Here is a 15,260-nt window from a genome sequence, read left to right as displayed (position 1 = left end):
TAGCTTTATTATAGCTTATGCAGTTGCCCGGAAACAAAACCGTCGCGCAAAATAGCAAAAAGCCCTCATCCGGAGATGAGGGCTTAAGAGCCATTAGTAGCCGATTATTGAGCGGCGATCATCTGGCGAAGCACCGTCTGCAGAATACCGCTGTTGCGGTAGTAGTCGACGTCGACCATCGAGTCGAGGCGAGCGATCGCCGAGAATTCGAACGTCGTGCCGTCTTCGCGTTTCGCAGTAACGGTAACCGTCTGTCCTGGCGTAACGTCGTTGGACAAGCCGGTGATCTCGAACGTTTCGCGACCCGTGATGCCGAGCGTTTTCCAGCCTTGGCCGGTCGGGAATTGCAACGGAAGCACGCCCATGCCTACGAGGTTGGAACGGTGAATCCGCTCGAAGCTTTCCGCGATTACGGCTTTGACGCCAAGCAAGAAAGTACCTTTGGCCGCCCAGTCGCGGGAGCTGCCCGTGCCGTATTCTTTGCCGGCGATAACGATCAGGTTCGTGCCGCTATCTTGGTATTTCATCGAAGCGTCGTAGATGGACATGACTTCGTCGGTAGGGAGGTAAGTCGTTACGCCGCCTTCCGTGCCTGGAGCCACTTGGTTCCGGATACGGATGTTCGCGAACGTTCCTCTCATCATGACTTCGTGGTGTCCGCGACGGGAACCGTACGAGTTGAAGTCTTCTTTTTTCACGCCGTGCTCCATCAAATATTTACCCGCTGGGCTATCGGCTTTGATGTTACCGGCAGGAGAGATGTGGTCGGTCGTTACGGAATCGCCCAACAGAGCCATTACGCGAGCGTTCTTGATATCGGAAATATCGCCCGGTTGCGGCGCCAGATCCTTGAAGAACGGCGGATTCGCGATGTAGGTCGATTTGTCGTCCCACTCGTACAGCTCGCCTTCCGGAACTGGAATTTTGTTCCATTGTTCGTTTTGGGTGAACACGTTTTTGTATTTGGCACGGAACATATCCGGAGACAGGGAAGCGGCAACCGCTTGTTGAATCTCCTCGTTCGTCGGCCAGATGTCTTTCAGGTATACCGGTTTGTTGTCGGCATCGTATCCGATCGGCTCGCTCGTCAGGTCGATGTTGACCGTTCCGGCAAGCGCGTAAGCGACGACGAGCGGCGGCGAAGCCAAGTAGTTCGCTTTGACTTGGGCATGTACGCGGCCTTCGAAGTTACGGTTACCGGACAGAACGGCGGCAACGGCAAGATCGTTATCGGCGATCGCGGCGCTGACTTCGTCCGGCAACGGACCGGAGTTACCGATACAAGTCGCGCAGCCGTAACCGGCGACATAGAAGCCGAGCTTCTCGAGGTAAGGTAGCAATCCCGCGTTGTTCAGGTAGTCGGTTACGACGAGGGATCCCGGAGTCAGGGAGCTCTTCACGTAAGCCGGCTTTTTCAGGCCGCGTTCTACGGCTTTCTTAGCGACGAGGCCCGCACCGATCATAACGCTCGGGTTGGAAGTGTTCGTACAGCTCGTGATCGCCGCGATGACGACAGCGCCCGTACCGAGACGAGTTTGCTGGCCGTTCGGATGCTTCACTTCGACCGATTGATCGATTTGCGCGTCGGACAAGCCGAAGCCGCCTTTTTCGATCGGCGTGCGGATGCTTTCGTTGAACGATTGTTTCATTGCCGTCAATTCAACGCGGTCTTGAGGACGCTTAGGACCCGCCAAGCTTGGAACGATCGTGGACAAATCGAGCTCGATGACTTCGGTGAAGACCGGATCCGGAGTTTCGTCCGTACGGAACATGTCTTGCGCTTTGTAGTAAGCTTCGACGAGGTCGATTTGGCTTTCTTCGCGGCCCGTAAGTCTCAGGTAGTTCAACGTTTCGCTATCGACCGGGAAGAAACCGACCGTAGCGCCGTATTCAGGAGCCATGTTCGCGACCGTAGCGCGGTCGGCTAGGCTGATATTGGAAAGACCGGAGCCGAAAAATTCGACGAATTTGCCGACGACGCCTTTTTTGCGAAGGATTTGCGTTACGGTAAGCGCAAGGTCAGTTGCCGTCGCGCCTTCCGCCAGTTTGCCGCTCAGTTTGAAGCCGACGACTTCAGGCATTACGAAGTAAAGCGGCTGTCCTAGCATTCCGGCTTCGGCTTCGATACCGCCGACGCCCCATCCGACTACGCCGAGACCATTGATCATCGTCGTATGCGAATCGGTTCCGACGAGGGAATCCGGATACACTTCGGTTACGCCGTCTTTCGTTTTGGTGGCGGCAACCGATGCGAGGTACTCCAAGTTGACTTGGTGAACGATACCCGTAGCCGGAGGAACGGCACGGAAGTTGTTGAATGCCGTTTGCGCCCAACGAAGGAAACGATAGCGCTCTTCGTTGCGTTCGAATTCGACGTCCATGTTGTACTGCAACGCGTCCGGCGTGCCGAAAGCGTCGACCATGACGGAGTGGTCGATAACGAGATCGACGGGTACGAGAGGATTGATCTGTTTCGGATCTCCGCCCGCTTGTTTTACGGTTTCGCGCATGGCGGCCAAGTCGACGACGACCGGAACGCCGGTAAAGTCTTGAAGCACGATACGAGCCGGGATGAACGGAATTTCTTTGTCTTCGCGACCTTGCGTCCATGTCGCGAGTTGCTTGACGTGCTCTTCCGTAATTCCGCGTCCGTCGAATTGGCGAATGGCCGCTTCGAGCAACACTTTAATGGAGAACGGGAGCTTGGATACGGGACCCAGGCCTTGCTCTTCTAGAGCTTGAAGACGGTAGTAGCGATACGTTTGGCCGGAAGACTGCAGGTCCTGCGCGACTTGATAAGGCAATTTGGACAAGTGTATGACCTCCTAGATTTGAATCTGCCGTATTTTTGACTGTCGGCCTCGATGATTGCGAATGAAAGGTAACTGGAAACCGATACCTATGAATCCTTCTCATTGAGAATGAGTTTCACTGAGTGAAACGCGATTTCAAAAATACTCTTTGGCTTAAGTATACTCCCTTGTCGAGGCGCCGTAAAGACGTTTAGAGGGGATATCGGTCCATTTCAAAGGGGAAATCCGCAAAACTCATTCCGTTAGCATGCCGCAAGCGACCGAGGTTTCATTCGCCTCGTGACTTATTCCATTACTCTTCGTTGAGCATATCCCCGGTATGGGAGAGCATGGAATGAGATTTGCGATCATAAAATGAAATGGCGCGATCCGGCGCCGTCTGCGAAGTCGCATGGAGGAGGGATGCTTGGTGCCAAGCGAGGAATCGGATTGGAAGCAAGCTTTGTACGAATACGTCAGCATTATTAATGAAGCGGCCTTGAATACGGATGCCCGCAAGCTGCGCGATATTACCGACAGGGAACACCGCGACCGGCTTGCCCGGCGGCTTCAATTGACGGCGCAGCGGGAAGCGAAGGGAACGATGAGGTCCATCCGCAGCGAGATGCGCGCGCGCATCGAGAAATTTAACGAGAGCAAGGGAGAAGTCGTCGCCGACGTGTCCATTCATCTCGTGCGTTCCATGGAGCAACGCAAGCAACCGTGGATGGAGGAGAGGGTAGAACGCGAGCGGCTTCGATTCGTGCGATACGGGAAAGGCTGGCTTCTGGATACGGTGAAGCCGCTGGGCATCGAGAGATCAGCGGACGCTTATCCGTTCGATGAGGATGAAGTGCATGATCCATGGGACGGAGAAAAAAAGACGGCCGTACCCTCCATGCCGTATATTAACCCGCAAGCCTTATACGGGTTTAAGTCCAAAGTGTATTCGGGAGGTTCGGCGAACGATCGCTATTCGAATTACGGGGACATTAGCGGTGAAGGCGGATATGGCTTAAACGGCTACGGAGGCGGTTACGGAGCGGGTTACGGAGCAGGTTACGGGCAGGGAATCACGCGCAGGGGTATTCCTTATTTTCGGGAAGAAACGGTCGCATACGCCGAGAGATGGTGGAACGAACCGAACCCGGGCTACGAGAAATTCGAGGTCAATTGCACGAACTACGTGTCCCAGTGTCTCTTTGCAGGCGGAGCGCCTATGAATTATACTGGGAGAAGGCCATCGGGCTGGTGGTATAAAGGTTATTCCGGCAACAATGAAAATTGGAGCTTCAGTTGGGCGGTCGCGAATAGTTTGCAACATTATTTGGGCAATCCACGCGCGTTAGGGCTTCGGGCGCATGCCGTTTCCGGGCCTGAAGCGTTAAAGCTGGGCGACGTCATTTGTTATGATTGGGATGGCAACGGCCGCGTCGGACATAACGTGATCGTTACCGCAATTACCCCGGAAGGCATGCCGCTCGTGAATGCGAATACGGTAAGCAGCCGACATCGGTATTGGGACTACAAGGATTCGTACGCTTGGACGGAGAAAACCCGGTACCACTTTTACCATATCGCCGATGAGTTTTGAATGTCGATTAAGCCGGAGGTAAACGACAATATGGGGAACAAAATACGCGTCGGACTCGTGTACGGCGGCCGCTCTGGCGAGCATCAAGTCTCGTTGCAGACGGCGCTGGCCGTGTTGAAGGCGTTTGATTACGAACGATATGAACTTATTCCTTTCTATATTACGCCCAAGGGTCAATGGAGATCCGGGCCATTGCTTAGCGCGCCGCCCGCGGCGGTTGCGGAACTGCAATTCTCTCAAGGTGGAGCAGGGGCAGGGGACGATACGGGAGCGGTTGGCGATGCCGGCGCAGATGCGGGGCTAGTCAGCAACGCACTTTTGCCTGTTCTCCAAGGGATGTCGGAGAACGTGCTAACCGACGGCGAGCCTGCGAACGACGGCAAAGCTATCGATGTCATGTTGCCGCTTCTTCACGGAACCTTCGGGGAAGACGGAACGATACAAGGGTTATTCGAGATGGCCGGACTACCGTACGTGGGAGCGGGCGTGCTCGCATCCTCCGTCGGAATGGACAAGGTCGCGATGAAAACGATGTTCGCGCAAGCGGGATTGCCGCAAGTGGGCTACCGGCATTTCGTTCGTTATCAATGGAATAAGGACCGCGAGGCTTGCTTGCGGAGCGTGGAAGAGCTCGGGTATCCGAGCTTCGTGAAGCCGGCTAACCTTGGATCCAGCGTAGGCGTGTCGAAGGCGCGCAACCGCGAAGAGTTGGTGACGGCCATAGAGGAAGCTCTGCGGTACGACCGCAAGGTCATTGTCGAAGAGTTCGTCGATGCCCGCGAGATCGAGGTCAGCGTGCTCGGGAACGACGACCCGCGCGCTTCGGTGCCGGGGGAAGTATGCAGCTCGAATGAATTCTACGACTATAAAGCGAAGTATACCGACGGTAAGTCGGTGATGGTCATTCCGGCGGAAATTCCGGCGGAAACGGCGGAATCCGTACGCGCGATGGCGTTGCAGGCCTTCCTCGCGATCGACGGATCCGGCTTATGCCGCGCGGACTTCTTCATGCGCCGCAGCGACGGAGCGCTGTTCATCAACGAGGTGAACACGTTGCCGGGTTTCACCCCGTACAGCATGTACCCGCTCATGTGGAAGGAATCCGGCGTCTCTTACCGCGAGTTGCTGGACACCTTGATCCAACTTGCCATCGAGCGCCACGCGGAACGCCAATCGATCGACTACGGCGGGGGAGAGTAACTTCACTTGCAGAATGTTTGAGGCGTGGGTAGCCTGAGGAATAGCGGAACAGGTTTCCGCTATTTCGCGTCCAAGGGCACGGACAGCCCCAATAGCGGAACAGGGTTCCGCTATTTCGCGACCAAGGGCACGGACAGCCCCAATAGCGGAACAGGGTTCCGCTATTTCGCGTCCAAGGGCACGAACGGCCCCAATAGCGGAACAGGGTTCCGCTATTTCGCGTCCAAGGGCACGGACAGCCCCAATAGCGGAACAGGGTTCCGCTATTTCGCGCTCAAGGGCACGAACGGCCCCAATAGCGGAACAGGGTTCCGCTATCTCGCGCCCAAGGGCACGAACGGCCCCAATAGCGGAAAAGGGTTCCGCTATCTCGCGTCCAAGGGCACGAACGGCCCTAATAGCGGAACAGGGTTCCGCTATCTCGCGCCCAAGGGCACGAACGGCCCCAATAGCGGAACAGGGTTCCGCTATCTCGCGTCCAAGGGCACGGACAGCCCCAATAGCGGAAAAGGGTTCCGCTATCTCGCCCCCAAGGGAACGAACGGCCCCAATAGCGGAACAGGGTTCCGCTATTTCGCGTCCAAGGGCACGGACAGCCCCAATAGCGGAACAGAGTTCCGCTATTTCGCGTCCAAGGGAACGAACGGCCCCAATAGCGGAACAGGTTTCCGCTATTTCGCGTCCGAGGGCACGGACAGCCCCAATAGCGGAACAGGGTTCCGCTATCTCGCGTCCAAGGGCATGGACGGCCCCAATAGCGGAACAGGGTTCCGCTATTTCGCGCCCAAGGGCAGGGACGGCCTCAATAGCGGAACAGGGTTCCGCTATCTCGCGCCCAAGGGCACGAACGGCCCCAATAGCGGAACAGGGTTCCGCTATCTCGCGTCCAAGGGCACGGACAGCCTCAATAGCGGAACAGGGTTCCGCTATTTCGCGTCCAAGGGCATGGATTTCGCGCCCAAGGGCAGGGACGGCCTCAATAGCGGAACAGGGTTCCGCTATCTCGCGTCCCGTCTAAGTCGGTAACTTCGAATCCGTTGATGTCCGCTCGCTGGCTCAAGTATCCGGTTTTCAACCATCTGATGGAGTTGTTCGCGAGCGAATCTATCGCTACGTCCAAGAACCTGACGAACGGTATCTACGGTAACCGGCTCGGACGAACGAGTAGCCAACCGCAAGATTTCCCGTTGATACAAATTAAGCTCGAGAACATGCGCTTCGTCGCTTCCATACCAATTCGTTAACATCGTCCGAAGGTGCTTGCGGCAGGCTTCGGGGTTTTCTTTTAGTTTGTCGATCGAGAATCGCAGCACGTTCCAGCCTGCTAGGGCGATTTCGTTCTGGCGGTCGAGCCCTCGAGAGAACGTCCATCGATCGGCATCCCGGGCATGCGTACCGAAGCTGTCGGATTCGAGGCAGGTCGGTTTGGGGAGTCGGATGTAGGCGAAGTCCATAAAGACGTGGTTACCTTCGGAATCGACGAATTCGTATTCCGGGCATATGTCGTCCAAGTTTCCGATAACGGGCCACCAAGCGTGCTCAAGCAAACTTTTTTCTCCGAATCCGTGGCGCTCTTTAATTCTGCGACGGCGCTCGCCGCGGCTTTCGGCAATATGCTTGTCCAGCCATACGCGGTAGGCTAACTCAAACTGGCTCATCGGTTATCAACAACCTCCTACAAAAAAATAACCGCCCCGATCCCCGAAAGGGGGATAAGTGGCGGTGTGCTTCACTCGCGATATGCTGTGATTGTACATCATATGGATGGAAATGTCATTAATTGTGCATATTCGATTATGGATTTCCTTTATCCCCAACATCGAAAAAGTTCGGAGGCAACCCATCCCGTCACCGAGTCGGATCGAATGAAGGTAGTCCCCAAAAACAAGCGTCAACCCACAGCCAAATGTGAACAAATGCCCGTTTAAGCACATTTTCGAACTTATCACCATGTGGATAACGATCGGAATTGCATTCGGAGTGTGGACAGTCTTACGGCGGGTTGAGCGCGTGGATAAGATAAGGGATGGAAGAGGCAAGGGGTGTGGATTAGGTCGTCTTTCCGTAGCTCCGGTCGGAAGGTTATAATGAAACTTATAAGCTGCGCCAGCGGCAGGAAAGGGAAGGTGGAATCGCATGGGCTTTCAAACGGAGTTCAATTCGGTCTGCAAATTCAAGTCGGAGCAAGAATTGTACGAGCTACTCGAGTACGGTCGGGGGAAAATGGTCAAAAAACAGTTCCGGGTATTCCCGACGGGACAGAAAGTAATCGCGTATGCTCCGGACAATCAAGCGGTCGCGATCGTTCGGATCGTCGCGTCCATTGCCGAGATCAACTTCCAAGGCGAAGAAGTGACGCAGGTGGAGATGGAGCTCGTTCGGCGCTTAACGGAAGAGGAAGCAAGGGTCCAGACTTCGCTCGCACATGAAATGTTCTTCGGGGAGCAATCCTAAACCCGTAGGAACACAAAACCGTGGGCGGTGGAACGAGCATGATCGTACGATTCGGATACGTAGCGATGTCCGTCGAACTGGAGAAAGCTTCTCCCTCGAAGACGATGACGATGGCCAGCTTTTCCAAGCTGCAGGACCGCGAGGCGGGGCTGAGACGGCTCGAACGAATCGCCGAGGAAAATTTACATAATACGCTGCGTTTGCTGAAGCACAATCGCTACCTCGGCGTGCATGTATACCGGATGACTTCGAAATTGATTCCTCTCGCCACCCACGAGGAGTTGGCCGATTGGGATCCTTTTCCCATCCTGGCCCCTTCGTTCGCGGAAGTCGGCGCGTTCTCACGCGATCACAACATGAGGGTTTCTTTCCATCCGGATCATTTTACGGTAATAAGCACCCCTCGGGAAGATGTGCTGCGCAAATCGATTAACGATCTTAAATACCATGTGAGAATGCTCGAAGCGATGGGACTGGACGGGCGCGCCACGAACAATATTCACGTGGGGGGCAGTTACGGGGACAAGCCGACATCCAGCCGCAGATTCATCGAACAATTTCGCGCGATCGAACCGAGAATTACGAGCCGAATTACGTTGGAGAACGATGACAAAACGTTTACCGCCTTGGAAACGCTCGAAATCGCGGAAGCAGTCGGCACCCCGATGGTTCTGGACATCCATCATCATGCGGTTAATCCCGGCAACGAAAAGGCTGCCGACCTATGGCCGAGAATTCTGCGTACTTGGAACGACTTTGCCTGGAACGTGCAACACGCGAACACTCCGTTGTTGTTGCCGCCCAAGATCCACGCGTCTAGTCCGAAGAGCGAATCCGATCCCCGGGGGCACGCAGACAACGTCGAGATCGAACCGCTCTTTCGTTTTCTAATGGAAATTGCCGGATCGACTCCCGCAATCGACGTCATGATCGAGGCGAAGAGAAAAGACGGGGCATTGCTGCAGCTTATGGACGATTTCCGGGCGTTGGAAGAGGCTGGAGAACCGATCCGAATCATCGATGGAGGCAGCATGGAAGTTCTGTCCTGAAAACGCGTACATGCAAGCGGAGCTTGGCTTAATTCGCTGTTGCAATCGCTGTGGAAATAAGTTACGTTGGACATGGAAGGGTGTTGCCAACCTCTAGGATTCGACTTCTCTTAACGGCATCCTTACTTGTGACGAGGGGGATTTCCACGGAATGAACGGATTGCTGGAAGGAAAGAACATCGTGGTCATGGGCGTTGCCAACGAGCGCAGCATCGCATGGGCCATCGCGCAATCGCTTGCGTCCCAAGGAGCGCGGCTCGTGTTTACATACGAGAACGAACGGGTCGAGGAGCGCGTGCAAAAGCTGGCTAATACGATAGAGGGATCTTTAACTTTGCAGTGCAACGTTTCTTCGGACGAGGATATCGAGGCGTTAGCCGTACGATTGAAAGAAGAAGTCGGCACGCTGCACGGATTAGCCCATTGTATCGCTTTCGCCAAGGCGGAGGAATTGGACGGAATGTACGTGAATACTTCGCGTGCGGGATTCGCACTGGCGCACGACGTGAGCGTGTATTCGCTGACGGCCGTGGCGCAGAGGCTGTATCCATTGATGACGGAAGGCGGAAGCATCGTCACGCTGACATATCTCGGCGCGGAACGCACGCTCCAGAACTATAACGTCATGGGCGTTGCCAAAGCTGCACTGGAAGCTTCCGTTCGCTACTTGGCAAGCGACCTAGGCCCGCAAGATATTCGCGTGAACGCGATTTCCGCCGGTCCAATCCGAACGCTGGCGGCCAAAGGCATCGCGGGCTTCAATACGATATTGAAGCATGTGGAAGAGAAAGCACCTCTTCGCCGCAACACCGAAGCGTCCGATGTCGGCGACACGGCGATGTTTCTCATGAGCCCTTGGGCGCGCGGAATTACGGGCGAAGTGTTGCATGTGGACAACGGGTATAATATCGTCGGTTAATAACCAATCAAGTTGCATGGTAAGCGTTGACGCGAGTGAGCCTTTGCCCCTTCCGCAGGATGGGCAAAAGGCTTTTTTGCTCCAGTGGCGGTCTTTTGTGCGTTTGCCGCAACCGTTTGATTGCGTTTTCGTATAGAATAAGAGAATAACGACAACGTCGTTGGAACCGATTTCAAAGATTAGAGGGATGACCATGGAAGCCAACCAGCCGGAAAGCGTAATCGGCGGCAAGAGCTTTACGGCGGTAGCCGTTAACTGCGCGGCCAAGGCCGGCGAATGGATTAAGAGCAAATTGGGTAATATCACTCAATTGGATACGAAATATTCGATGCATGATCTCGTTACGGAAGTGGACAAGGGTGCCGAGCGGATGATTCGAAATCTGATCGGGACTCACTTTCCGACCCATTCTTTCTTAGGCGAAGAAGGCGTGGAGCCCGGTCCGGAAGCTTCGGCAAGAGCTTTGAAGGAGAAGAGCGAGGCTGAATATTTGTGGATCGTCGATCCCGTGGACGGTACTACGAATTACGTGCACGGATTCCCGTTCTACTCGGTGTCGATCGCGCTAGCTCACCGTGGACAAGTCATCGTCGGCGTCGTGTACGATCCGTCGCGGGACGAGCTGTTCGTGGCGGAAAGGGGCAAGGGCGCTTACGTTCACGGGCGCAAGATGAAGGCATCTCCGGAAAATGCGCTGAATCAAAGCTTGCTGGCAACTGGATTCCCGGCCGATCAGCACGTTGCATTGCCAGCGAACCTTAAGAGCATTCAAGCATTGGCTCCGCAGGTTCGCAACCTTCGAGTCGCCGGTTCGGCGGCTTTGCATTTGGCTTACGTGGCGGCGGGACGGTTAAGCGGATTCTGGGAGTATAACTTAAGCTCATGGGATATCGCGGCGGGTTCGTTACTCGTCGAAGAAGCGGGAGGCCGCATGTCGGATATCGGCGGAGAGCCATATCACTTGGGCGTACGCAACGTCGTTGCCAGTAACGGACTAGTGCATGATGCGCTCGTTGCGGAGCTCAAAGCGGCTTCGGGTACATGAGATCGCGAATATTCGTCCATCCTAGAAACTGACTTTATAGGTGACGGAGGCGTTGACATTGGAGCGTAAAGAAGCAGAAGAGCTGCTGGCTCGCAGTTTGGCGGGGGAGAACGCTGACGGTTCGAGCGAACAATCCGAAGAAGAAGCCGTCAAACGATTGCTACCGAAGTGGGAAATCCGCGTGCAGACGAAGAAGGATCCGATCGTCGAAGAAACGAAGCTGTATCGTTCGATGGCGGACGAAGTCGACGGCCGATATAACAAAGTGCCTATTAAAGAGGACGAATAGTGGCAAGGGCGGCTCCGAATTCGGAGCCGCCTTTTTCATTGATTCCTTTCGGTTGCGGCTCAACAGCGTTTCGGGCAGAGTAGCTCGTTTTGGCTGTCCACGCCTCACCCCCGAAAGCAACATACTACACCCACTAAGCCTTTGTTCACCCTCCACTTTTCACGAAAGTCAGCATCCTCCAATCCCCGAAAGCGCAATACTTCACGGTTGTCTTCATTGTTCACTAGGAAGCGTCCCAACCCTCCGATATGCTGATTGTATCCCGGTCGCCGAGACGCGGGGCATACACAGAAGGAGGTCGCCGCATGGCCGTAACGACGAATACCGCGATAAAGACGAATAGCGCCATTAACGCGAATAAAAAGAGGGGATTGCTGCACGAGCTCGTCACGAACCGTATTTTATTCCTGATGCTTTTCCCGACGATCGCTTTTTTCCTCATTAATTCCTATACGCCGATGGTCGGCATCTACTACGCGTTCGTTCAGTTCGATTTCAACTCCAGCTTGTTCAATTCGCCGTTCGTCGGACTGCAAAACTTCGAATTTCTATGGAAGTCGGGCAAGCTTGTCCAGCTTACCCTCAACACGCTAGGCTATAATGCCGCCTTCATCTTGCTCGGCAATGTCCTAGCCATCTTCCTGGCGATCTTAGTCAGCGAGCTCCAGGGCAAATGGTTCAAGAAAATTACGCAATCGGTCTTATTCCTGCCTTATTTCATCTCGTTCGTCATACTTAGCGTCATCGTTTACAACATGTTCAACTATGAGCGCGGCTTCCTAAACACGGTTCTGAAGGGCTTGGGAGCGCAACCGGTAGACATCTACAGCAAACCCGGAGCATGGATTTTCTTGATCATCATCTTCTACTTGTGGAAACACCTCGGCTACAGCATGGTCATCTACTTGGCGGCTATCACCGGGATCAGCGACGAATACTACGAAGCGGCCAAGATCGATGGGGCGAACATTTTCCAGCGCATATGGAACATTACGATCCCGATGTTAAAAACGACGTTCGTCGTCCTGCTGTTATTCGCGCTCGGCAGCATTATGAAAGGGCAGTTCGAGCTGTTCTACCAGATGATCGGCAACAACGGACTTCTCTACGATACGACGGACATTCTCGACACTTACGTTTTCCGCTCGCTCAAGGTGACCTTCGACGTCGGTCTGGCTACGGCGGCCGGGGTGTACCAATCGATCTTCGGATTCGTTCTTATCATGACCGTGAACTGGATTATTCGGAAAATCAATTCCGAATATGCCCTGTTTTGAGATGAGGTATCTATGAAAATAAAAGAAGAACAGTCGACGCTCGTATTCCGTTACGTCGCCATCGTCATCCTTATTCTTGGCTCCGTCGCGTGTTTGTTCCCGTTCCTGCTTATACTCTCGGCTTCGCTGACGAATAACGACTCTATCATCCGGGACGGCTACCACCTCATTCCCAAGGAGTTCTCCTGGGCCGGCTACCGGACGGTATTCCGGTTTCCCGAGCAAGTCATGCGCGCCTACGGCATAACGGTTTTCTCCACCGTCGTCGGTACGCTTCTCGGTTTGTTCCTGATGACGATGGCGGGATACGTGCTGCAGTGCAAAGATTTCAAGTATCGGAACTTTTTCTCCTTCGTCATTTATTTCACGACGTTGTTCGGAGGCGGTCTTGTTCCTTGGTACATCTTAATGACCAAATATCTCGGTTTGATGGATACGTATACCGTCCTGATCTACCCCGGCTTAATGACGCCTTTCTTGATTATCCTGATGAAGAACTTCATTCGTTCCGCGGTTCCGGACGAGATGATCGAATCGGCGAAGATCGACGGCGCCAACGATTTCTTGATCTATTACCGAATCGTTCTTCAATTGTCTATGCCCGGAATCGCGACGGTAGGGCTGTTCCTTGCCCTGCAATATTGGAACGACTGGTTTACGACGTCGTTGTTCATTAACGACACGAAGCTGTTCCAATTGCAGTTCTACTTGTACAACATGATTAACGCGGCGGATTCCATCTCCAAGCTCGGAGCCGGTTCCGGCGTTAACGTGGCGGGAGACATTCCGACCGAATCCACGAAAATGGCGATGGCGATCATCGTAACGGGACCGATTTTATTCCTGTACCCGTTCGTGCAGCGTTATTTCGTCAAAGGCCTCACGATCGGAGCCGTCAAAGGCTAAATTACGGTTAGAACCGATCCACGGGGCCCCGGGATCGGCTAACATAGAAGAGTCGAACATCCAAAAGGGAGGATTCACATGTTTAGAAAGACGAAAAAGTGGTCCGGCGCCATCCTATCCATCGCACTGGTAGGTTCCATCCTCGCCGCATGCTCGAGCAAGAACAACGATTCGGGAGCCTCGTCGTCCGCTCCGGCGGCTTCGCCGACGTCATCTTCCTCCGAATCCGCGAATGCTTCTCCGTCCGGATCCAGCGGCCTGGATATGTCCAAGCACGTTAATCTTCAATTTTATATGCTGGGCGACGCGCCTAAGGACTTATCGAAAATCGAAGCGGCAATCAATAAAATGGCCCAAGAGGACTTGAACGCCACCGTTACGTTTAACTACACGACATGGACCGACTGGGATCAGAAATATAAGTTGTTGCTGTCTACCGGCCAGGCGATCGACTTGATCTTTACGGCGGATTGGACGCAATATCAATCCTACGCGAAGAAGGGCGCATTCCTCCCGATCGAGGATATTTTGCCGGCGGCGGCGCCTACGCTTCAGAAGTTCGTGCCGCAGGACATGTGGGACGCGGTCAAAGTAGACGGTCACATCTACACGGTTCCGGCGACGTTCAAAGAATACGTAACGAACGGGTTCGTATGGCGCGAAGATCTCCGCCTGAAGTATAATTTGCCGAAGCCGGTAGATATTCCGACTTTCGAAGCGTACTTGGACGGCATCAAGAAGAACGAACCTGGGATCCAGCCTCTCGCGATCGGATCGGACGTCCGCGGCGCTTTGTCGGATACGTTCCGCGAGATTTCGCACAATCCGGTAGGAGCTCCTCTTCCTTACGGTATCGGAATCAAGTACGACAAGCCGGGCGATGTGTATTCCTACTGGGGCTCCGACGAGCAGCTTCAAGATCTGTTGACCTACAAGAGGTGGGCTGACAACGGGTATATCTCTAAGAACGAATTGAACGAAAAAACGACGAACCAAGAAAAACTCACGACGGGCAAAGCGGCGGCAATGCTCGGAGACAATCCGAATCGTTTCAATGCCACGCTGAACCAAATGCAATCGACGCACCCGGACTGGAATCTGGCGTACTATCCATTTCCGCTTGCTCGCGGATTCGCGACGCCTGTACATCCGATCCACAATGGCTTCGCCGTTCCTAAGAGCAGTAAGAACCCGGAACGCGCCCTTGCGTTCTACGAGAAAATGGTTACCGACAAGCGCTACAACCAACTGACCCAATACGGAGTCGAAGGCACGAACTATACGGTCGACAACGGTTATTACAAGATGGTAGGCGACGCCAACACCAACGGATTCCCACGAGAAGCCATGAACGGCTGGGCTTGGAGAAATCCGGAGTACATGCTGTTCGATCAGAGCTTCGACGGCGTTAAAGCGATCTTCGACCAATTGGATCAGATCGCCAAGCCGGACATCTTCACCGGTTTCGCCGAGGACTATACGTCTTACCAAGCGGAACGCGCCGCACTAGAACAGGTAGAGAAGCAATACTTGTACCCGCTTATCGCCGGTCAGGTCAAAGACGTGGAGGGCGGTCTCAAGACGTTCATGGAGAAAGCCAAGCAAGCGGGCTTGGAGAAAGCTCAAGCCGAGTATACGAAGCAATGGCAGCAGTATTTAACGGAATCGGGCATTAAATAAAAGTAATCAAACAGACGGAAGCCGCCTCTCCAGTAGAATTTATCTACGGAAGAGG

At 54.2% G+C, this 15,260-nt stretch carries 13 protein-coding genes; 11 read left to right on the top strand and 2 right to left on the bottom strand.

The annotated features are described in order from the left end of the window. Nucleotides 1-104: 104 nt before the first annotated feature. The gene (gene acnA, locus D7Z26_RS20645) at nucleotides 105-2,819 is read right to left on the bottom strand and encodes an aconitate hydratase AcnA (protein ID WP_407643541.1); all 2,715 of its coding nucleotides are present in this window, start codon (nucleotides 2,817-2,819) and stop codon (nucleotides 105-107) included. Between the two features lie 403 nt (nucleotides 2,820-3,222). Here acnA and D7Z26_RS20640 point away from each other — a divergent pair, with 403 nt between their 5' ends. From D7Z26_RS20640 to D7Z26_RS20630, 3 genes are read left to right on the top strand one after another with little or no spacing between them, the layout of a single operon-like run. After that, the gene (locus tag D7Z26_RS20640; protein ID WP_233567086.1) at nucleotides 3,223-4,386 is read left to right on the top strand and encodes an amidase domain-containing protein; all 1,164 of its coding nucleotides are present in this window, start codon (nucleotides 3,223-3,225) and stop codon (nucleotides 4,384-4,386) included. A 30-nt stretch (nucleotides 4,387-4,416) separates the two neighbouring features. Then, complete coding sequence (locus D7Z26_RS20635; protein WP_120978925.1) at nucleotides 4,417-5,586, top strand: D-alanine--D-alanine ligase; 1,170 nt, start codon at nucleotides 4,417-4,419, stop codon at nucleotides 5,584-5,586. A 24-nt stretch (nucleotides 5,587-5,610) separates the two neighbouring features. Continuing rightward, nucleotides 5,611-6,612: a hypothetical protein gene (locus tag D7Z26_RS20630; protein ID WP_120978924.1), complete on the top strand. Its 1,002-nt coding sequence runs from the start codon at nucleotides 5,611-5,613 to the stop codon at nucleotides 6,610-6,612. Here D7Z26_RS20630 and D7Z26_RS20625 read toward each other — a convergent pair. Then, nucleotides 6,585-7,244, bottom strand: a complete 660-nt coding sequence (locus D7Z26_RS20625; RefSeq protein WP_120978923.1) for a DNA-binding response regulator — start codon at nucleotides 7,242-7,244, stop codon at nucleotides 6,585-6,587. The two genes, D7Z26_RS20630 and D7Z26_RS20625, sit on opposite strands and share 28 nt — an antisense overlap. A gap of 478 nt (nucleotides 7,245-7,722) precedes the next feature. Between D7Z26_RS20625 and D7Z26_RS20620 the strand changes: the two genes are divergently transcribed. From D7Z26_RS20620 to D7Z26_RS20585, 8 genes are all read left to right on the top strand, one after another. Continuing rightward, nucleotides 7,723-8,040 (top strand): hypothetical protein, encoded by a 318-nt coding sequence (locus tag D7Z26_RS20620; RefSeq protein ID WP_120978922.1) that lies wholly within the window; start codon nucleotides 7,723-7,725, stop codon nucleotides 8,038-8,040. Nucleotides 8,041-8,078: 38 nt separating this feature from the next. Then, entirely contained in the window at nucleotides 8,079-9,089 is a 1,011-nt protein-coding gene (gene uvsE / locus D7Z26_RS20615; protein WP_120978921.1) for a UV DNA damage repair endonuclease UvsE, read from the top strand. Nucleotides 9,090-9,240: 151 nt separating this feature from the next. Next, nucleotides 9,241-10,008 (top strand): enoyl-ACP reductase FabI, encoded by a 768-nt coding sequence (gene fabI / locus D7Z26_RS20610; protein ID WP_120978920.1) that lies wholly within the window; start codon nucleotides 9,241-9,243, stop codon nucleotides 10,006-10,008. 193 nt (nucleotides 10,009-10,201) lie between these two features. Next, complete coding sequence (locus tag D7Z26_RS20605; protein ID WP_120978919.1) at nucleotides 10,202-11,053, top strand: inositol monophosphatase family protein; 852 nt, start codon at nucleotides 10,202-10,204, stop codon at nucleotides 11,051-11,053. 58 nt (nucleotides 11,054-11,111) lie between these two features. Then, nucleotides 11,112-11,342, top strand: a complete 231-nt coding sequence (locus D7Z26_RS20600) for a hypothetical protein (protein ID WP_120978918.1) — start codon at nucleotides 11,112-11,114, stop codon at nucleotides 11,340-11,342. Nucleotides 11,343-11,647: 305 nt separating this feature from the next. Then, the gene (locus tag D7Z26_RS20595; protein WP_120978917.1) at nucleotides 11,648-12,619 is read left to right on the top strand and encodes an ABC transporter permease; all 972 of its coding nucleotides are present in this window, start codon (nucleotides 11,648-11,650) and stop codon (nucleotides 12,617-12,619) included. Nucleotides 12,620-12,631: 12 nt separating this feature from the next. Next, complete coding sequence (locus D7Z26_RS20590; protein WP_120978916.1) at nucleotides 12,632-13,525, top strand: carbohydrate ABC transporter permease; 894 nt, start codon at nucleotides 12,632-12,634, stop codon at nucleotides 13,523-13,525. A 72-nt stretch (nucleotides 13,526-13,597) separates the two neighbouring features. Beyond that, a complete protein-coding gene (locus tag D7Z26_RS20585) occupies nucleotides 13,598-15,205 on the top strand; it encodes an extracellular solute-binding protein (RefSeq protein ID WP_407643540.1) in 1,608 nt (535 codons plus the stop codon). Nucleotides 15,206-15,260 lie beyond the last annotated feature (55 nt).

The sequence above is a fragment of the Cohnella endophytica genome (genome assembly GCF_003628305.1).
GTDB classification, from domain to species: Bacteria; Bacillota; Bacilli; order Paenibacillales; family Paenibacillaceae; genus Cohnella; species Cohnella endophytica.
The sequence above is the reverse complement of the archived record's forward strand: the minus strand, read 5'-3'. Positions and strand labels throughout refer to the sequence as shown.